The sequence below is a fragment of the Lactococcus allomyrinae genome, from assembly GCF_003627095.1.
Taxonomy (GTDB): Bacteria; Bacillota; Bacilli; order Lactobacillales; family Streptococcaceae; genus Lactococcus; species Lactococcus allomyrinae.
This window is the reverse complement of sequence record NZ_CP032627.1, coordinates 1,897,819-1,917,840: the sequence shown is the minus strand read 5'-3', so window position 1 is coordinate 1,917,840 and position 20,022 is coordinate 1,897,819. Positions and strand designations below refer to the sequence as shown.

Sequence of the window (20,022 nt, the reverse complement as noted above, 5' to 3'; positions counted from 1 at the left end):
GTAGCTAACGGAGCGATCTCTGAGAGCATTTTTAAAAGTTAAATCGTAGTAGAAAGAATATAATCATGGAAAATCTTTTTGAGAAATTGATGGAGCAAATAAAACTACCTGATCGTGCACGCCATTCAAGTTATTTCTCTCATGCTGATATTGAGAATGTCGAGGTGCATACAGCAAGTAAATTCTGGCACTTTCAGCTTATTTTTGATGAAATCTTGCCTGTCAGTACTTACAAGATGTTGTCAGAGCTGACAGAGGCAGCCTTTTCCAATATTGCCCAAACAAAAATTTCTGTCAGCACACGTGAGAGTGATTTTGATGAACAAAAGCTCAATGACTATTATCAATACGCATTGACTCTTCCAGAACTTTCTGATTCAGCATTTGCGAGTGTGTTTAAAAAATATCATTTAGAACAACGTGGTGTGCAAATTAACTTGCTTGTTGAAGATAATCCACGGATTGACTGGTTTGTCAAAAAATATTTCCCGGCTTTAGAGCAAAGATTTGCTGATTTTGGTTTTGGTGAATTAAAAATTCGTCCAGTTGTTGATCAGAAACTTACGGAACTGTCAGTAGCTGCTCATGAAGAAAAAGTAGCTGCAAGGTTGGCGGTACAAGCAGCTGAACAAGCTCAAGTCAATGAGATTAAAAAACAGCGAACAGAAGATAGAGAAAATAAAAATACTAGAGAAACTAAGCCAGAATTCGTTGAGACAGCGTTGTCAGATGGCATTGCTTTTGGGCGAAAAATTAGTGGACAAAGCCCAATTACGAGCATGGCTTTTATTGCTGGTGAAGGTTCGGGTGTCATTTTTGAAGGTGTTGTATTTGAAGCGGCTCATCGTGAATTTACAGGTAAAGAGTCAGGAAAAACTAATCATATTTTAGAGCTGAAAATGGCTGACGAAACATCAACCTTTATGATTTCCAAATGGGGGCGTAAAGATGAAGAAATTGCTCAATTTGACCAAATTGTAAGTCAAGTTAAAGCGATGAATGATTCTGTCAGTACTGACGAAAATGAAAACCTTGCTGACAGCTTGAATGGTGCGCTGTGGTTACGTGTTCAAGGAAATATTGAACATGATAAATATAAAGATGACCTTGTGATGACAGCAAATGCTATAATTGAAATTCAGTCTAAACCAACTGTAGATAGAGTAGCCCTCCAAATCAAAGCCGTAAAATCTGATAAAATTCAACTTGGACGTGAAATTAAAAACAATGAGCCAATCACTCCAATGCGCTCTGTCAGTGAATTTTCAACGAACGGACCAGTTATTTTTGAGGGTTACGTCTTTAAAGGAGAACTCCGCGAAATTAAATCTCGCAAAACTGGCAACATCAGCTATCTTCTCGAATTTGAAATGACTGACTATACATCCAGTTTTTATGTCCAACGTTGGGTACGTGGAGATGAAGAAATCAACCTTGCCAAGCAAATCAAAGCAGGACTTTGGTGTCGTGTACGAGGGACAGTACAACGTGATAATTTTAAAAACGATTTAGTGCTTCAGCTATCAGATTTCATTGAAATTCCAACACAAAATGTTCGTGAAGACAAATCTGATGAAAAGCGTGTGGAATTTCATGCACATACCAACATGAGTCAGATGGATGCTATTCCCTCTGCTTCAAGTCTTGTTGCTCAAGCTGCAAGATGGGGCCATAAGGCGATAGCAATTACGGACCATGGTGGTTTACAATCTTTCCCGGAAGCTCATCAAGCGGGGAAGAAAAATGGAGTTAAAATCATTTATGGTGTTGAGGCAAATCTTGTAGAAGATAAGATTCCGATTGTTTATAATGAAGCGGATGTTGATATGTACGATTCAACTTACGTTGTATTTGACGTGGAAACAACAGGACTTTCAGCTGTTCATAATGACTTAATTCAGATTGCGGCAACAAAAATGCATAAAGGAAATCCTATTGATGAATTTGATGAATTTATCAATCCTGGATATCGTCTAAGTGAATTTACCACAGAGTTGACAGGAATTACAGATGACCATCTAAAAAATGCGAAACCACTTTATGATGTGTTAACGAAGTTCCAAAAATTCTGTGAAGGGACAATTTTGGTTGCCCACAATGCCACATTTGACGTCGGTTTTATGAACATGAACTATTCAAGAAATGGTTTGCCAATCATTACAAACCCTGTCGTAGATACCCTAGAGTTTGCTAGAAATTTATATCCTGAAATGAAGCGGTTCGGTTTGGGTCAATTGACTAAAAAGTTCCAAATCGGTCTTGAACATCACCACATGGCAAACTTTGATGCGGAAGCTACAGGGCGCTTGCTTTTTGTCTTCCTAGAAGAACTTCGCACGAGAAATACAGGTTGGATAAGTCTTTTAGAGTTGAATGATAAGCTTGTATCGGAAGATTCTTACAAAAAAGTTCGTCCAAAGCACGTTACGCTTTATGCCAAAACACAAGAAGGATTGAAAAATCTTTTTAAACTGGTCAGTTATGGCAATGTTCGTTATTATGCAGGAGTACCGAGAATCCCACGTAGCGTACTTGAAGCACATCGTACAGGCCTTATCATTGGTTCTAGCTGCGAAGTTGGTGAAGTGTTTGATGCAATTACGAATAAAACTTTTGAAGAAACATTGGAAATTGCAAAATTTTATGACTTTATTGAAATCTTTCCACCAGCGCTCTATAGAGCGTTGGTAGCTGGTGGATCATTTAAGTCTGAAAAAGAACTAGAAAAAACACTCAAAGACCTAATCAAGATTGGTAAGACACTTGGTAAACCAGTACTTGCGACAGGCAATCTTCATTACCTCAACCCCGAAGATGCCATTTATCGTGAAATCATTGTGAGGAGTCTAGGGCTGGGAGCGGAAATTAACTGGACTCAAGGCCATGGTGAGAAAGCTAAACCGTTACCACTTCCCGAAGCTCATTTTCGCACAACGGATGAGATGTTAAAAGATTTTAGTTTTCTTGATGAAAAAACAGCACGTGAGATTGTTATTGAAAACACTCAAAAAATGGCTGATGAATTTGAAACTTTGACTCCTGTGCGTGATGATCTTTATACTCCTAAAATGGTTTTTGAAGGTGGAGAATCTTCTGAAGAACGTATAGTACGTTTGACTTATGAACGAGCACATGAGTGGTATGGAAACCCTTTACCTGATATTGTTGATGCAAGGCTAGAAAAAGAGCTGCGTTCAATTTTGGGGAATGGCTTTTCGGTGGTTTATATTATCTCGCAGGAGTTGGTAAAACGCTCTAATGAACGTGGTTATATCGTTGGTTCCCGTGGTTCTGTCGGCTCTAGTTTGGTTGCAACGATGATTGGTATTACAGAAGTTAATCCGCTTGCGCCTCACTATCGTTGCCCAGAATGTCAATATTTTGAATGTTTTGATGATGGAACATATGGTTCTGGCTATGATATGCCAGACAAGGATTGTCCAAACTGTGGACACAAGCTCATCAAGGACGGACATGACATTCCCTTTGAAACTTTCCTTGGTTTTAAAGGGGATAAGGTTCCTGATATTGACTTGAATTTCTCGGGTGATGACCAACCTTTTGCTCACTTAGATGTGCGTGATATTTTTGGTGAAGATTACGCATTTCGCGCAGGAACCATTGGTACAGTCGCGGAAAAAACAGCTTTTGGATTTGTCAAAGGATATGAGCGCGATTACGATCAGTTTTATGGCAATGCAGAAATTGACCGATTGGCTGCTGGTTCCACAGGTGTCAAACGAACAACAGGTCAGCACCCTGGTGGGATTATCGTTATCCCAAATTATATGGATGTTTACGATTTTAGTCCTGTGCAATATCCAGCTGATGATGTCAACGCTGAATGGCAAACGACTCACTTTGATTTCCACGCAATTCATGACAACATTTTGAAACTCGATATTCTTGGGCATGATGATCCTACGATGATTCGTAAGTTACAAAGTTTATCGGGTATTGTACCAAAAGATATTCCAATGGACGATGAGGGAGTTATGCAGCTTTTTAGTGGTACAGAGTCGTTGGGGGTTACTCCTGAACAACTGGGTGTCAAGCTTGGCACACTTGGTATCCCAGAGATGGGAACTTTTACCTCCATGAACATGATTGCGGAGGCTAAACCAAAAACTTTTGCTGATTTGCTACAAATTTCTGGTCTTTCTCATGGTACAGACGTTTGGGCAGGAAATGCTCAAACCTTGATTCAACAAGGTATTGCGGACTTGTCAAGCGTTATTGGCTGTCGGGATGACATCATGGTTTATTTGATTCATGCAGGATTGGATAACTCGATGGCCTTTAGCATCATGGAGCGCGTGCGTAAAGGAATGTGGAATAAAATGCCTGTTGATGAGCGAGAACGTTATGTCGAAGCGATGCGTGCACACGATGTCCCAGAGTGGTATATTGAGTCGTGCTCTAAGATTAAATATATGTTTCCGAAAGCTCATGCGGCGGCCTATATCATGATGGCACTACGAGTGGCTTATTTTAAAGTTCATCAACCTATTCTTTACTATTGTGCTTGGTTTTCTATTCGGGCGACTGCCTTTGATATTGGAGTCATGGGTGCAGGGCTTGAAGCGGTCAAAGCCAAAATGAAAGAAATTAAGGATAAAGGTTTTGATGCGACAAATGTTGAGACTAACCTCTATACAACGTTAGAACTTTGTAATGAGATGTTGGAACGTGGGTTTACTTTTGGTAAGATCAACCTCTATCGGTCAGAAGCAACGGAATTTGTGATTGATGGTGATACGTTAATCCCACCATTTGTTACGATGGATGGTTTGGGAGAGAACGTTGCAAAACAAATTGTTTCAGCAAGAAAAGATGGTGAATTCTTGAGTAAAATGGAACTCCGCAAGCGTGGTGGAGTTTCTCAAACAATTATTGAAAATATGACAAATATGGGTATTCTAGGAGGAATGCCTGATGATAATCAACTCAGCCTTTTTGAAGACTTCTTTTAAGCGATAAAACTACCAGATATCTGGTAGTTTTATATTCATACTTAGTTTATATGATCATCAGGATTAGGGTTTATTCTAAAGATAAAAAACAAATAAGAGTTTTCTTAGTCGTAAGCTTGTGATATAATAACGGTATGTACTCAAAAGAATACTCACACGCAGCGATTATCGCTCAAAACATCAAGAAATATCTTTCTGAAAATAAAATGCTTCAAAAGGAATTAGCGGAACGTGTTGGAATTGCGCCATCGACAATGACAGACTATTTGAAATTACGTTCAAGACCAAGCCACGGTGTCATTCAAAAAATGGCTGATGTTTTTGGTGTCGCAAAATCTGATATTGATACTACTTATAAGATTGAGGAAACTCAATCTCTAGAAACAATGATTGATAGTGCTTCATTATTTGAAGAGGTTAAGATTGATGAAGAGGATAGAGTGGCAATTAAGGATTTAATTAGAGTTTATTTTTTGAACAAACATCAATAACAACTTAATAGATTTGGCTAGTTCAGTCTGACAAATAAAATACTCCAAGTTTGGAGTTTTTTTGTTACTTTTGACTTTTAAATTCGTATAGTTAGATATGATTCAAGATAAAGCAAGTGAAATTTTAACTGATGCGATGACTAAAGAAAGTCATGATATTTATTTTATTCCTCATCAGGAGGGATACGATGTTTATTTTAGAGAAGGAGATAAGCGGTTATTCTTTGAGCGTTTAGACAAGGAGTTGGGACAGGCGATAATTTCGCATTTTAAATTTCTTGCTGGGATGAATACAGGGGAAAAACGCAGAACTCAGCTAGGGGCTTGTTGGTATTCACTGGATATTGGTGTTAAACGTTTGAGGATGTCTACAGTTGGAGATTTTGAGGGGAGAGAGTCCTTGGTCATTCGTATTTTAAGAGAGGAATCAAGGAAGTTGGAGTTTTGGTTTCGGGATGAGGAGCTATTAGCCAGTTTACATTGTAAGCGAGGGTTATATTTGTTTGCGGGTCCGGTAGGCTCTGGAAAAACATCCTTGATGGTGGAACTTGCAAAGAAGAATTTCATGAATAAACAAGTAATAACGATTGAAGACCCCGTTGAAATTGTAGAATCTAATTTTGTGCAGTTGCAGGTAAATGAAGTCATTGGCAATGGTTATGATGAACTCATTAAATGCTCATTGCGCCATCGTCCTGATTTATTAATTGTTGGAGAGATTCGTGATAAAAAGACAGCACGTGCGGTGCTAAGAGCGAGTTTGACTGGTTATACCGTATTTTCTACGGTTCATGCGCGGTCTATTTCAGGAGTGTGGGATAGACTTTTAGAGCTAGGGCTGAGTGAATGGGAATTAAAAAATAGTTTGCGTAGGGTGATTTATCAGCGTCTTATTGCTGGGAAAGGAGTGGTTGATATTGCAGAAAGTGAATTTGAAAAATGGAATGCTCAAAGGTGGAATGAGAAAATGGCGAGATTATTTGAAGATGGATATCTTACAGCTGTTGAGGTTGAAGCGGAAAAAGTTGAGTTTGGTGAAACAAACGAAATTGATTCAGCTGATGGCAAATCTAACTGCTAATGGTTTTCATTTTGGCGAAATTGTTGAATTTCTTGGATTGTCACATTTAGTTGAGCAAGAATTTACGTTGAAGATGCGTGCAGGTCTTTCGGCTGGTCAATCTCTTTCCGAAATTTTGGAGGCATTGAATTTTTCTAAAAATGTAGTGACCCAGATTGAATTAGTTGAATTTCATGGTCATTTGTCGGAGACTTTGTTATTTATTGAGCAAAATCTACGGCAGCAGCTGACGGTAAAAAAGAAATTAGTTGGATTGTTAACTTATCCAATTATTTTGCTTGTTTTTCTAGTGGGAATCATGTGGGGCTTAAAAAATTATTTACTCCCACAGTTGGATTCTGGGAGAAGCTGGGCAATGATTTTGATTAATCATTTACCAGTACTCTTTGTCAGTACTTTTGTTTTTTTGTCAGTACTGACAGTTTTAGGAGTTTTTATTTTTAAGAAGAAACCAGCAAGTCGAACTTTTATTTTCTTAGCAAGATGCCCATTTCTGTCAGAATTTATCCGTTTATATTTAACGGCTTATTTTGCAAGAGAATGGGGTAATCTTTTAGCTCAAGGTGTGGATTTAAAGAAAATTTTAATCATCATGAGAAGACAAAAAAGTCGAATTTTTTCAGAGGTGGGGAAGTATTAACTGAGAGCTTGGAAGCTGGGCTGAACTTTGATGTTGCGGTGAGCCAATTGGAGTTTTTAGCACCGGAACTTGCGATAATGATTGAATACGGGGCGATGAAAGATAAATTGGGTTTGGAGCTTTTGCTATACTCGGAAGAGTGCTGGGGAATTTTTTTTGCAAAGGTTGAACGTGCGATGCAGTGGATTCAGCCGATTGTTTTTATTTTTGTAGCGCTAATGATTATACTTTTATATGTGGCAATGTTATTACCAATTTATTCAAATATGGGAACAATGATGGGATAAAAAAATGAGAAAAGATATTAAAGCGTTTACTTTGATTGAAATGTTGATTGTGCTGGCAATTATTAGTATTTTAATTTTGTTGTTTGTACCTAATCTATTAAAAGAAAAAGAGCAAGTGCAAAAGACTGGCGAAGCGGCTGTGGTGAAGGTGGTTGAAAGCCAAGCACAATTGTACGAACTGGATCACACAGAAACACCGACTTTGTCAGATTTGGTGGCAGCGGACATGATTACTAAAAAGCAAGTTGAGAGCTATGATGACTATTATGCGCAAAATAAGGGAGAAACACGTGAATTGGCAGATTAGGGCTTTCACACTAGTAGAATGCTTGCTAGTGCTGACTGTCATAAGTTTTTTGACGCTAATATTTTCATCAGTACTGACAAAAACGGTGCATTTGGTCAGAGAAGAATTATTTGTCTTACAATTTGAAAACTTGTATAAGAACACTCAAGAAGATGCAGCATTACTTTCAACAAGAGAAGATTTCGGGGTGAGTCACTCGTTTTTAACTTATGAAAATCATAGACTAAAAATACCTGATGACGTCATAATTTCTGATTTTTCAATTCAGTTTGATGAGCAGGGTGAAAATTCAAGCTTGAAAAAAATTAAAATTTTATTACCTGATGAGCAAAAAATAGTGAGCTATCAGTTGGAGATGGGCAGTGGAAAATTTAAGAAAACGGTCAGTTAAGGCATATTTACTACTTGAGAGTTTGATTACACTTGCTTTATTGTCAGTTTTGGTAAGTGTTGTACTGACAGAAGTTGTAAATGTTCGTCAGCAACTGACAGAAATTAATCAACAGATTGAAGGTTTAAATGTCGCAAAAATGGCAACTGACAGTAGTCTCTCAAAGTTGTCAGTAAATGGTGCAGTGATAAAAATAACGAAAGGTGATAAACGAACGGTGGTTACTAATCATGGGAAGGAATTATTGAGGCTTGAAATTAAAAATTAGAGCGTTTACACTGCTAGAATGTCTAGTCGCTCTTCTTGCAATATCTGGTTCTGTGCTTGTTATTTCTGGACTTACTCAACTCCTTCAGCAACAAATGGCTGAAGAACAGACGAATCAAGAAAAAGATTGGCAAATCTTTTGCGAACAAATGCGCGGAGAGTTAGAAGGGACAAAGCTTGATGATGTTTCTCAAAATTTTTTGTATATTACGAAAAGTAAAGCGTTGAGATATGGTTTAGTAGGCAATGATTTTCGCAAAACAGATGCTCAGGGAAAGGGCTACCAGCCGATGCTTTTTGGGATAAAGTCTTGTCAAATGCTAGATGATATGGGATTGGTAAAAATCACGATAACTTTTGACAATGGGGGGAAGCGGACATTTGTTTACAAATTTGAGGAGTAGTGTCAGAGCTGGAATTTTGCTGTACGCTATGGTTTTAGCTTTGATTTTTAGTTTATTTTTGCAGTTTTATCTACAAGAGCAAGTAGAAACACAGAAACATTTGCTGACAGAAAAAGATAGACTGACAGCAGAGCTGATGGTGTCTTTAGCAAAGCAAGAAAAATTAGGGCAATCAGGAGAAATACAATTTAGCCAAGGGTTTTTGACTTATCAACAACTTATAGGTCCGTCAGTAAGTGCGAATACTGCTGTCAGTACTGACAGTGAGATTCAAGATAGTTTTGAGATTCATTTATCTGATGGGAAAGTTTTTCAAATGAAATAAAGACTTATTTAGTGGGAAGTTTAGCTTACCACTAAATTCAAGGTGCAAGCTCACTTTGACCCGAAAACCTAAATGCTAAAGACTGGATGTATCAGCCTAAGTTACCTGCTGTTGTGTAAAATATACCGTTCGTAGAAGTAGCACAAGACAGACTTTCTCTTGTGTGTCAAGAAAGGATGGGTACATACTTGTTTTAATAAAAAATTAAAAAAATAACGTTAACCAGTTGACATTATTTTTTTATTGCTATATAATTAACCAGTAAACTAATTATGGAAGGATGAAATCAGATGGATTTAGAGCATCAAATTGACCAATTTCTAGGAAAGATCATGCAATATGCGGAAAACAAACATGAGATTTTGTTAGGAGCATGTGAGAGTCATCTAAAATTGACAAGCACTCAGGAGCATATTTTGATGCTTTTATCTAATGAGGTTTCAACAAATGCACGTATTGCTGAACAACTCAAGATTTCACCAGCAGCGGTGACAAAAGCATTGAAAAAATTGCAAGAGCAAGAACTGATTATGTCTAGTAGAGCTTCAAATGACGAACGCGTAGTCCTTTGGAGTCTGACAGAAAAAGCATTGCCTATTGCAAAAGAACATGCCGAACATCATAAAAAGACGCTTGCTACCTACCAAAAGTTAGGGAACAAATTTAACGATGATGAACAGAAAGTCATTACCAAATTTATGAAACTACTTTCAAAAGAATTATCATCAGAAAAAAGTGAAACTAAGTGAGTGATAAGGTTAATCTTTGCCCGCAATACAGAGTTTTTGGTACCAAACGAATAAGTTTTGTGACAAAGCAAGGTTAATTTTACACGAAAATAATATTCACTTTAGATCAAGTTCTTGATTATTATTCAAGAAAAAGAGGCCTTTAGTTTCTTCGTCGTAAAAAATAGGACGAAACAGCATTATATCACAACATTAGGATTTAAAAGTACTATCACAGGAATTGTGGTTTGAAAAAATGTGGAGGATTCGGTGTAAAAATAATAGCGAATTGACATTCTCTACAACTTCATGGTGGAAAACATATCCATGATTTGTCAATCGTGGTTATCACTAACCGTTTTATTTTATAACTCTAGTCACTTTACGAGTTAGATTGTTTTGGGTGACTGGATATCTAGTGGTATTAAGATAAAACGAGTTGTAATACTGTTTGATAGCGCAAGTATGCTGCATCAATTCAACTCTGATTTGGAATAAATATTCCAAACTTGAAAGTTGGCAGTATTAGACATTGAGATTTTCGGTGAAAACATTATATTGAGTAAGCCGGATAAAAAAGAACGATAGAGTTGAAACTCAACTACGAAGTGAAAAAACTTTTAGATAGAGTTGAGTATAACGGAGGAATTTTTAAATGAAGAAAGTATTGTTAGCTCTTGTGATTCCAGCCCTTGTATTTCTTGCGGGTTGTCAAAAAACGGCAAGCAAGCCTGAGGTTGTAACAACATTTGAGCCAATGTATGAATTTACTAAAGCAATTGTCGGTGACAAAATCAATGTTGAAAATATTGTCGCATCTAACCAAGAAATCCATGAATTTGAACCTAGCGCAAAACAAGTGGCAACAATGACAAATGCCAAGGTTATCATTTATAATTCAAATGATCTTGAAAAATGGGTACTACCAATAAAAAATAAAGGGATAAAAGTCGAAGCGAGTGCGACAGTTGATAAAATCAAAGACGATCCGCACACATGGATTAGCCCTAAAGAAGCAATCAAAGAAGTTGATTATATCACTGAACAACTTAGTAAAAAATTCCCAGATGATAAGAAAGCTTTTGAGAAAAATGCTAGTGCATACTTGGTAAAACTGAAAAAGTTAGATGCAGAGTTTGATACATTGAAAGATGCAAAACAAAAGACATTTATCACGCAACATGAAGCTTTTAGTTACTTAGCGCGTGATTATGGTTTACATGAAATTGCCATCGCGGGACTTGACCCAGATGTAGAGCCATCACCAAGTGCACTTGCAAAACTAAAAGTTGAAATGGAAAAAGCTGGACTGAAAAATGTATATTTTGAAAATAATGCGAACAGTAAAATAGCAGAAACCCTGGCTAAATCAGCCGGTGCAAAACTCATTGGTATCAATACTGTTGAGGGGTTATCTGATGCACAGAAAAAAGCTGGCGAAACTTATATTACACTAATGCAAGAAAACCTAACAGCTTTGAAAGAAACGATAAAGTAATTTTAAGGAGAAGTTAAGGGAAGCGCACTACAATAGAGTCCTTCCTAAAAATCTTTTCATAAACTCCTTGAAACTCTCGTTCGTTTTGAACGGGAGTTTCTTTAATTACATCAGGTGATTTTGATAAGCTTAAATACTAAGTTATACTTGTTCTAGAATAGGTATTTAAACGCTACACTTCAAAAATAATACTTTAGTTCATTTTACAAATGTGATGGTTGATGGTTTAGAATAAATAAACAAGGCGAAAAATCCAGTAGCAATAATGGTGCTGTTTCTATGCCATGGAATTTACAAAGTAACGTCAATTTGTTGTTGATTTCTTTAACAAATTGACCATAGAAGAAAATATAAAAATAACTGACAAAAAGTCAGTAAAAAAGAGATAAAATGAGATATATTGATGTTGAAAATCTGACTTTCTACTATGACAGGGAGCCAGTACTTGAGAAAATTAGTTACCATGTTGATTCAGGTGAATTTGTCACTCTAACAGGAGAAAACGGTGCTGCAAAGTCAACTTTGATTAAGACAACATTGGGTATTTTGCATCCGAAACAAGGGCAAGTAACCATTTCTACCAAAAATACTCGTGGAGAAAAATTGCGAATGGCCTATTTGCCTCAACAGGTCGCAAGTTTTAACGCTGGCTTTCCAAGTTCTGTCTATGAATTTGTTATGAGCGGCCGTTATCCAAGACGAGGTTGGTTCAAAAAAATGAACCAGCATGATGTTGAGCATGTGAGAACAGCGCTTGAATCTGTCGGAATGTGGGATTACCGAGATAAACGTATTGGAGAACTCTCTGGGGGACAAAAGCAACGTATTGCTATTGCGAGAATGTTCGCGAGTGACCCAGATTTGTTTATTTTGGATGAACCAACGACGGGAATGGATGATGTGTCCAGTAGTGATTTTTATGAATTAATGCACCATGCAGCTCATAAACATGGAAAAGCAGTATTGATGGTCACTCACGACCCCGAAGAAGTTAAAGCATACGCTGATCGGAATATCCATCTTTACAAAGATAAAAATGGTAAGTTTGCTTGTTTTGATCTACACAGTGAACGAGAAGGTTTGTCTGAGCCAACGGAAAAGGAGCGTCGTGTTCATGCTTGATTTATTAAATTATGATTTTATGCGCAATGCTCTCCTTGCAGCAACAGCGATTTCTGTTTTTTCTCCTTTGCTAGGCGTTTTTCTTGTATTGAGGAGACAGAGCTTGTTATCGGATACTTTATCTCATGTATCTTTAGCAGGCGTTGCTTTTGGTGTCTTATTAAGCTGGAGTCCAACGGTCACAACATTGATTATGGTTGTCATTGCAGCTGTTTTCTTGGAATACCTCAGAACCATTTATCGAAATTATATGGAAATCGCGACAGCTATTCTGATGTCGGCGGGTCTTGCTATTGCACTTTTAATTCTTAATTCTGCAAAAGGGGCAACCAATGTGAGTTTGGAGCAATATTTGTTTGGTTCAATTATCACGATTTCGATGACACAAGTAGTGATGCTCTTTATTTTAGCGGGAATTGTTTTGCTCGGATTTGTTTTCTTTTTGCGTCCGCTTTATGTTATTACTTTTGATGAAGATACTGCTTTTGTTGATGGCTTACCTGTGCGTATGATTTCTATTGCATTTAATGTTGTGACTGGTATTGCAATTGCTTTGATGATTCCAGCAGCAGGGGCACTTCTGGTTTCTGCAATTATGGTATTGCCTGCCTCCATCGGAATGAGGCTTGGAAAATCTTTTAAATCTGTTTTAGGGTTTTCGGTTTTAGTTAGTTTTATCGGCTTGAATGCTGGATTGATTGCCTCTTATTATATGGATGCTCCTGCATCAGCAGCGATTACGTTAATTTTCATTATCCTCTTCCTGCTTACATCTAGCATCAAACGATTGGCTAGGCGCTAGAATTTCTAATTTTTGCTCAGAAAATGGATGTTGTAAGACAATCTGAAGGGCATGAAGCATGAGTCTTGGCTCATGCTCTTTTTTTCCATAAAGTAAGTCGCCCAAAATAGGGTGTTCAATAGCTTGTAAATGCACGCGAATCTGATGAGTGCGCCCAGTGTCGAGGGAAAGAGAAACCAAACTGTGCTGACGAAAATCTGTCAGTACTGACAGATGAGTCACGGCCGCTTTTCCAGTTTTTGACACGATTTGTTTGCGTTTGTCATGACGGTCACGACCAATTGGCTGATTAATTGTCAGCTTTTTTTGTTGAAAATGCCCATGTACTAAGGCGACATATTTGCGGTGAATCTCGTTATTTTCAAACATTCGCCCTAAAATCGGCAGGACGAATTGATTTTTGGCAAATAAAACAGCACCAGAAGTTGCTTCATCAAGACGGTGGACGACATAAACAGGCTGATTGAGACGAGCGGCAACATGATTTTGCAGAGCGAGTTCGTCTTTCGTGTTGCCGTGCGTTTTCATGCCTTCAGGTTTGTTTGCAATGACTAAATGTTCATCTTCGTAGAGAATATCTGCGAGTTTTTCATCACCAAATTTGACAGCTAAAAGAGGAAAATCTTCTTCGTCAAAGATAATTTTGATTCTGTCAGTACTGACAAGTATTTCGTCATCACTGACAGCTTTATCATTGACTAAAAAGTGCTTTTTCATACGTAAAAAATGGCGTTGTTTACGAGGAACAAGCCAAGTTTGCTCTAATAAGTGTGCCACACTTTGAGATTTAAAGTCTTTGGGTAAAACAAAGTTAAATTCCATAAATAATATTCTTCTCCACTATACTCGATCATTTTCTGTTAATAAATCGTATTTTGTATCAAGCGATTTCAGCTCTTTTTGTTTCCTTACGGTAAGCAATATAAGCAAGTAAAAGAAGTGCACTCGAACCTAATAATGTGAAATTACCGAGCCAGTGTCCTACAAAAGAGGAAAGGAAAGCGCCAATGGCGAAAGAAAGTACAAGCTCAAAAAATAAAAATGAGTTTTGCAAGTATTTTTTATCTCGCTCAACTAAATACTCAGCAAAGTTAGTCGCGAGAGATTTTATATTGCCAGTAGACATGATGTTTGCGTAAGGTAGCCCATGAACGCGAGTAAAGAGGTCTCCTTGGATAACCATGAAAAAAGATAAAATACCTACAAAAATAGCTTGGGGCAATTGGAGTACAGTTGCGAAAAATAGCGTAAAAACGGCAATACCTACCATTTGAACAAGAATTAAATCTTGAACTTCATCTCTCCCTTTTCTTTTTTTGTACTTGGTAAATAAAGTTTTAATTATCGCACCAGCAATAAAAAACAATACAGGAATCATAAATTGAAAAGCAGCTTTAAAACGACCTTGAGCAAGATTGAGCCCAGTCTGAATAAGGTTCCCTGTTTGAAGGCTTGCAAATCTTTCACCAAAGTGAAAAAAGGTAAAAGCATCAACGAAACCTGTGTTCATCGCAAGGAACAAAGCTATTTTTAAATTTTCTCTAGGGTTAACTTTAGAATAAACCATAGGTTTTATACTCCTTATACAAGTTTGTATGGTACAGACGGAAAATGATATTACTATAAGTATAGCAGATTTTAGCTGAGTGAGCGGATGAATAAACCTTATTTTGCACTGGCTGAAACCATAAGGAATGGAGAAATATGCAAAACCTTTGATATTAAGCTTTTTCCATATTATAATAGGTCTTAATAAGGTTAGTTTGAAAATAAAATTAAATGATAATCTAATTTGTAACACAAAGCAATTTTTGATAAAATAAGCGGAAGTCATAATTGTCGTAAAGATAGCAATAAATCGATGCTGCTTTGTATATTAGTAAGATCAGAATGTTCTCAACGAGACTTTCTATATTCTTCTTTATACAAATGTTAACATCATTAGATGACAAATCAGCTTAACTTACAAAAATGTAAGTTATAGATAGGTATATTTGTAGTAAAATAGCTTACTGGTAAAAAACTTAGTATGATTAATGGGTCGTAAAACGCGATGACAAGTTAATATTACTTCAAGAAGTTACGACATAAAAATTGACATATCGCTGATTGTAGTTTTATTCAGTAAAATTATTAATTGATTTTTAAGTGACACGAGTATAGTTCACCTATGTTTAAAATAAAAATCTTATTCATCAAGACTTACATCTAAGGGAAAATAAATATGTCTGAAAATCAAAAATTTAGTCGACGAACTAAGAAAGGGGCTGACAAAAAACTTGTCAAGATACCCAACTTACGACTCAAACCTAAAAAGATAGAAGAAGAACCAGAAAAACCAGCAAAAACAAAATTCGCAAAGCTAATGAGACCTGTTAAAAGGTTTTGGAAACGCTATAATCTGACAAAAATTGTGATTATTGTCGTTTTGCTTACTATCGTGGCAACGGGTTCTTATCTCTTTTATTTAGCAAAAACAGCAAATGTGAAAGTTTTGCAAAGCTCAATCGCTGCCCAAACAACGATTTATGACAAAGATAATCAAGTCGCTGGTCAACTTTATGGTCAAAAAGGGACGCCAGTCAAGATTAATCAAATTTCTAAAAATATTACAGAAGCAGTCGTTGCAACTGAAGATAGAACTTTTTATACTAATCATGGCGTTAATTTAAAAAGGTTTACTCTTGCAGTACTAACAGCAGGACGTTTTGGTGGTGGCTCAACAATCACTCAGCAGTTGGCGAAAAATGCTTATTTAACTCAAGAACAGACGATTGACCGCAAAGCACGTGAGTTTTTTCTTGCACTAGAAATTAATAAACATTATAGTAAAGATGAAATTCTTGATATGTACTTGAATAACTCATATTTTGGTAATGGTGTGTGGGGGATTCAAGATGCTGCACTGAAGTATTTCGGAGTTCCTGCGAGTGAAGTAACGGTCGATGAGGCGGCTTCTTTAGCTGGAATGCTTAAAGGTCCAGAAATTTATAACCCGCTTTATGATAAGGGGAAGTATGCAACTGACCGCCGTAACACCGTACTGCAAAATATGGTCAATGCAGGATATCTCAAACAAAATGCTGCAGATAGTCTCATGAAGATTGATCTTCAATCTAAAGTGCAAGATAATTATCATCCAGAAGATAGTCAATACAAATATCCAAGTTATTACAATGCAGTGATTTCTGAGGCAGAAAACAAGTATGGCCTAACTTTACAAGAAATCATGAATAATGGGTATAAGATTTATACTGGCATGGATCAGAATATGCAGTCAGGGCTTCAAAAAACGTATGCTGACCCAAGCTTCTTCCCATCGGCTAATGGTACGACAGCTCAGTCTGCTTCGGTGGCTATTGATCCCAAAACAGGTGCAGTGGAAGCGTTAGTGGGCAATGTTAATACAGCAGACTCTAACAGTTTTACTGACTTTAACTATGCAACAATGTCAAAACGTTCACCAGGTTCAGTCATAAAACCGCTTGTTGTGTATACACCAGCTATTGAGGCAGGGTGGTCTATTGATAAAACAGTAGATGATTCACCTGCCGATTATAATGGTTGGAAACCGACTGATTTTGATAATCAATGGCGCGGAAAAATACCAATGTATAATGCATTGGCAAACTCATATAATATTCCAGCGATTAATACTTATCAAGAAATTGGACCAAAGGTAGGAAATGCCAAAGGGCGTGAGTTTGGTTTGAATCTCACAAGTAAAAATGATGTGTTACCAACTGCACTCGGCGCAGGAGTTCAAACGAACCCTTGGCAGATTGCCCAAGCGTATCAAGCGTTTGCGAATGGAGGGATGATGTATGATGCCCACCTTATTACTAAAATAGAAAATGCAGCAGGGCAGGTTATTAAAACAGCAAAAGTAGGTAAAAAGCAAGTTATTAGCAAAGATACAGCGGACAAAATGACGCAAATGATGTTGGGAACTTATACTAATGGTTCGGCTTGGAATGCTGCTCCCAAAAGCTATACATTAGCAGGTAAAACAGGGACGAATGAGTCGCAAGACCAATGGGTAGTCGGGTATACTCCTGACATTGTCATGGCTCTTTGGGTGGGCTATGCTGATGGAAAAAATGAATTGACAGGATCATCAGAAGGGCAAACATCAGTAATTTTCCGTCAAGAGGCAAGCTATATGTTGCCTTATACAGCAGGGACGGCCTTTGAGGTAAAAAATCCATATCAAGAAGCAGGTGTTGCGGCTTTACAACCTTATTGGACACAACAACGGCAATACCAAGATGATATTGTGACTCAAGAACAAGCCGAAGCTCATACAACAGGAAACACACCGGAGAGCACGGTAGAAAGTTCATCGTCACCATCAAATGATTCAGGTGGTTTTGACCTAGGTAAGACGGCCAAAAATATAGGAGATGGTGCCAAAAAAGCTTGGAAGAAAATTACGGGACTTTTTGGAAATTGAGAACAAAAAATACGATGGAATATGATAAAATAAAAGAAAAAAGAGGCGTATTCAAAACGCTACATCGCCTGATATTACTAGTTTAAAGATGCTTCCAATGTCTTGTGCAAAAGATAGAGAATAGCTTCAAGTTGTAATACAATATTTTCAAACAGGAAATTAAACAATACTAAATATATTTAAAGGGAAGTCGAGTTAAAAGAAAAAAATGAAACGGTATATTACAGGTTTTAATGGTTTACGGACTGTAGGAGTTCTAGCAGTAATCCTTTATCATATCTGGCCAAACACCATTCGTGGTGGGTTTCTTGGTGTCGTTTTATTCTTTGTACTTTCAGGATACTTGGTAACTGACTCGCTTCTACGTGAGTATGATAAAAATCAAAGTATTAACTTTCTGAAATTTTGGGGAAGACGCCTTAAACGATTGTATCCACTATTGATTACGGTTTTTCTTGTCGTAACACCATATATTTTGTTTTTCCAGAGGAATTTATGGCAAGGTTTACGTTCAGAATTTCTCTCAGCAATATTCTCTGTGCAAAACTGGTGGCAGATTTCACAGGGAAGTTCTTATTTTGCGAATATTGCTGGGGCTTCACCTTTTAAGCATATTTATTATCTTGCTATTGAAGGACAATTTTTCCTTGTTTGGCCGTTAGTGCTTTTTATCCTCATTAAGTTTGTTAAAAGCCGTGGGAAAAATTTTATAATTGCAAATATCATCGCTTTTATATCATTGGTTTTGATGATTATCATGTTTAGACCTGGTACTGATCCAACTCGCGTGTACTATGGAACGGATACAAGATTATTCAGTTTAATGATGGGAGCGAGTCTTGCTTTTATATGGCCACTCAATAAGCTTTCGAAAAAAATAAATCAGCGTGGTGTGAAGCTTGGTTTACAGCTCACGATTGGTGTTTCTTTAGTGCTTCTCGTGGCTTATCTCTTTATGCCAGCAGAGAGTGCGGTGACTTACTATGGTGGAATGTGGATCATTAGTTTGCTTTCGGTGTTACTTGTTGCATTAGTTGCTCATCCGGCATTGCCCGCAAATAAGCTGTTTTCTAATCGAGTTTTTGATTATATTGGTTCGCGTTCTTATGGGATTTACTTGTGGCAACTTCCAGTTTTTGTATTGGCAGAGGCTAAATTATTGGAACCAACCGCTTGGTACAATATCATTTGGCAACTTGCCTTGATTCTTGCTTTGGCGGAGCTTTCTTACCGCTTTGTAGAACAACCAGCAGCTAAGTTTGACTATAGTAATATTTTAGAAATTCTTCAAAACTTTGTTAAAGGCAGGGGTTGGAAACAACGTCAGAATATCGTTCCAATGGTATTATCAGGTCTGGTTGTTGTTGTTTTGGGATTTATTTTGTTATCACCTGCATCTCCTCATGACCAAAAGATTATTGCAGAGCGTATTATGGCGCAACAAGAAGCGCTTCAGAAAAAAGAACTTGCTGCGGCGAATGAGAAAGTGTCACTCCCTCTAAAAACAGTAGCTTCAAAATATAAAATTGAACCTGTTGCTGCTGAGAAAGCAAGTAAAATGAATATATTGGCTGTAGGAGATTCTGTAATGGTGGCGGGTTCTATCAATCTACAGGAAGTTTTTCCACGCATGACTATTGACGCTGCTGTAGGACGTCAGGCAGATTCTGCAATTACTGAGTTAAATAAAATGAAGTCAAAAGTTCCTAATCCAGATGCACTGTTGATTGGTTTGGGAACAAACGGAATCATTAAGGCGGCAGATATTGAAGCTGTGATGAAGTTTGCTGGAAATAAACCAGTATATTGGATTAATATCCACGCAGCACGAGTATGGCAAAGTCCTGATAATAAGTTGCTTAATAAAATGGCGAAAAAATACAAAAATCTTAATATTATTGATTGGCACAAAGCTGCAGCAGGAAAAAGTTCTTGGTTTTATAGTGATAATATCCATCCTAAAGGAGATGGCGCAATACAATATGCGGGATTAATTGCGAATGATTTGATAAAAGTGACGAAATAGTTTGCGATTCTATTGAAATTTTGTTAAAATAAGGAATAATATGTTAAAAAAAGCAGGATTAGCGTGCACCATATGTGGTTCACGAAATTACACATTGAATCTTTCGTCAAATGCGAAAGAAAAACGTATCGAAGTAAAAAAGTTTTGTCGCACTTGTGGCAAACATACTTTGCATAAAGAAACAAGATAAGTACTGACAGTGTTTCTGTCAGTGAATTTTAATAAGA

General features: G+C 37.2%; 19 protein-coding genes. 17 read left to right on the top strand and 2 right to left on the bottom strand.

From position 1 onward, the window contains the following. Positions 1 to 65 precede the first annotated feature (65 nt). The 14 genes from D7I46_RS08920 to D7I46_RS08860 all read left to right on the top strand — a co-directional run bounded on the left by D7I46_RS08920 (position 66) and on the right by D7I46_RS08860 (position 13,316). Complete coding sequence (locus tag D7I46_RS08920; protein ID WP_120772584.1) at positions 66 to 4,973, top strand: PolC-type DNA polymerase III; 4,908 nt, start codon at positions 66 to 68, stop codon at positions 4,971 to 4,973. Positions 4,974 to 5,107: 134 nt separating this feature from the next. Further along, positions 5,108 to 5,464 (top strand): helix-turn-helix domain-containing protein, encoded by a 357-nt coding sequence (locus tag D7I46_RS08915; protein WP_120772583.1) that lies wholly within the window; start codon positions 5,108 to 5,110, stop codon positions 5,462 to 5,464. A 97-nt stretch (positions 5,465 to 5,561) separates the two neighbouring features. Next, entirely contained in the window at positions 5,562 to 6,545 is a 984-nt protein-coding gene (gene comGA, locus D7I46_RS08910) for a competence type IV pilus ATPase ComGA (protein ID WP_120772582.1), read from the top strand. Then, on the top strand, positions 6,499 to 7,185 hold the full coding sequence (locus D7I46_RS08905; protein WP_276116904.1) for a type II secretion system F family protein: 687 nt from the start codon (positions 6,499 to 6,501) through the stop codon (positions 7,183 to 7,185). The genes comGA and D7I46_RS08905 overlap by 47 nt, the downstream gene beginning before the upstream one ends. Before the next feature lie 8 nt (positions 7,186 to 7,193). Continuing rightward, entirely contained in the window at positions 7,194 to 7,472 is a 279-nt protein-coding gene (locus D7I46_RS13665; RefSeq protein WP_276116903.1) for a type II secretion system F family protein, read from the top strand. Between the two features lie 4 nt (positions 7,473 to 7,476). Beyond that, on the top strand, positions 7,477 to 7,779 hold the full coding sequence (gene comGC / locus D7I46_RS08900) for a competence type IV pilus major pilin ComGC (RefSeq protein WP_120772581.1): 303 nt from the start codon (positions 7,477 to 7,479) through the stop codon (positions 7,777 to 7,779). Beyond that, the gene (gene comGD, locus D7I46_RS08895) at positions 7,763 to 8,170 is read left to right on the top strand and encodes a competence type IV pilus minor pilin ComGD (RefSeq protein WP_240424386.1); all 408 of its coding nucleotides are present in this window, start codon (positions 7,763 to 7,765) and stop codon (positions 8,168 to 8,170) included. Before comGC ends, comGD begins: the two co-directional genes overlap by 17 nt. Continuing rightward, the gene (comGE, locus tag D7I46_RS08890; protein WP_120772580.1) at positions 8,142 to 8,438 is read left to right on the top strand and encodes a competence type IV pilus minor pilin ComGE; all 297 of its coding nucleotides are present in this window, start codon (positions 8,142 to 8,144) and stop codon (positions 8,436 to 8,438) included. The genes comGD and comGE overlap by 29 nt, the downstream gene beginning before the upstream one ends. Then, complete coding sequence (gene comGF / locus D7I46_RS08885) at positions 8,422 to 8,841, top strand: competence type IV pilus minor pilin ComGF (protein ID WP_120772579.1); 420 nt, start codon at positions 8,422 to 8,424, stop codon at positions 8,839 to 8,841. The genes comGE and comGF overlap by 17 nt, the downstream gene beginning before the upstream one ends. Then, positions 8,819 to 9,166, top strand: coding sequence for a competence type IV pilus minor pilin ComGG (gene comGG / locus D7I46_RS08880; protein ID WP_240424384.1), 348 nt, complete (start codon positions 8,819 to 8,821; stop codon positions 9,164 to 9,166). Before comGF ends, comGG begins: the two co-directional genes overlap by 23 nt. A 290-nt stretch (positions 9,167 to 9,456) precedes the next feature. Beyond that, positions 9,457 to 9,915, top strand: a complete 459-nt coding sequence (locus tag D7I46_RS08875) for a zinc-dependent MarR family transcriptional regulator (protein WP_120772577.1) — start codon at positions 9,457 to 9,459, stop codon at positions 9,913 to 9,915. Positions 9,916 to 10,549: 634 nt separating this feature from the next. Beyond that, a complete protein-coding gene (locus tag D7I46_RS08870) occupies positions 10,550 to 11,392 on the top strand; it encodes a metal ABC transporter solute-binding protein, Zn/Mn family (RefSeq protein WP_120772576.1) in 843 nt (280 codons plus the stop codon). 390 nt (positions 11,393 to 11,782) lie between these two features. Then, positions 11,783 to 12,514: a metal ABC transporter ATP-binding protein gene (locus tag D7I46_RS08865; RefSeq protein ID WP_120772575.1), complete on the top strand. Its 732-nt coding sequence runs from the start codon at positions 11,783 to 11,785 to the stop codon at positions 12,512 to 12,514. Further along, complete coding sequence (locus D7I46_RS08860; protein WP_120772574.1) at positions 12,507 to 13,316, top strand: metal ABC transporter permease; 810 nt, start codon at positions 12,507 to 12,509, stop codon at positions 13,314 to 13,316. The genes D7I46_RS08865 and D7I46_RS08860 overlap by 8 nt, the downstream gene beginning before the upstream one ends. On the opposite strand, the gene D7I46_RS08855 is transcribed toward D7I46_RS08860, so the two are convergent. Together D7I46_RS08855 and D7I46_RS08850 are read right to left on the bottom strand one after the other, a co-directional pair. After that, on the bottom strand, positions 13,257 to 14,138 hold the full coding sequence (locus D7I46_RS08855; protein ID WP_120772573.1) for an RluA family pseudouridine synthase: 882 nt from the start codon (positions 14,136 to 14,138) through the stop codon (positions 13,257 to 13,259). The two genes, D7I46_RS08860 and D7I46_RS08855, sit on opposite strands and share 60 nt — an antisense overlap. A gap of 58 nt (positions 14,139 to 14,196) precedes the next feature. Continuing rightward, positions 14,197 to 15,117, bottom strand: coding sequence for a YoaK family protein (locus tag D7I46_RS08850; RefSeq protein WP_240424383.1), 921 nt, complete (start codon positions 15,115 to 15,117; stop codon positions 14,197 to 14,199). Positions 15,118 to 15,540: 423 nt separating this feature from the next. Here D7I46_RS08850 and D7I46_RS08845 point away from each other — a divergent pair, with 423 nt between their 5' ends. From D7I46_RS08845 to rpmG, 3 genes are all read left to right on the top strand, one after another. After that, on the top strand, positions 15,541 to 17,769 hold the full coding sequence (locus D7I46_RS08845) for a PBP1A family penicillin-binding protein (protein WP_120772571.1): 2,229 nt from the start codon (positions 15,541 to 15,543) through the stop codon (positions 17,767 to 17,769). A 208-nt stretch (positions 17,770 to 17,977) separates the two neighbouring features. After that, positions 17,978 to 19,795: an acyltransferase family protein gene (locus D7I46_RS08840; protein ID WP_120772570.1), complete on the top strand. Its 1,818-nt coding sequence runs from the start codon at positions 17,978 to 17,980 to the stop codon at positions 19,793 to 19,795. A gap of 40 nt (positions 19,796 to 19,835) precedes the next feature. Next, complete coding sequence (gene rpmG, locus D7I46_RS08835; RefSeq protein WP_120772569.1) at positions 19,836 to 19,985, top strand: 50S ribosomal protein L33; 150 nt, start codon at positions 19,836 to 19,838, stop codon at positions 19,983 to 19,985. The last annotated feature ends 37 nt before the right edge of the window (positions 19,986 to 20,022 follow it).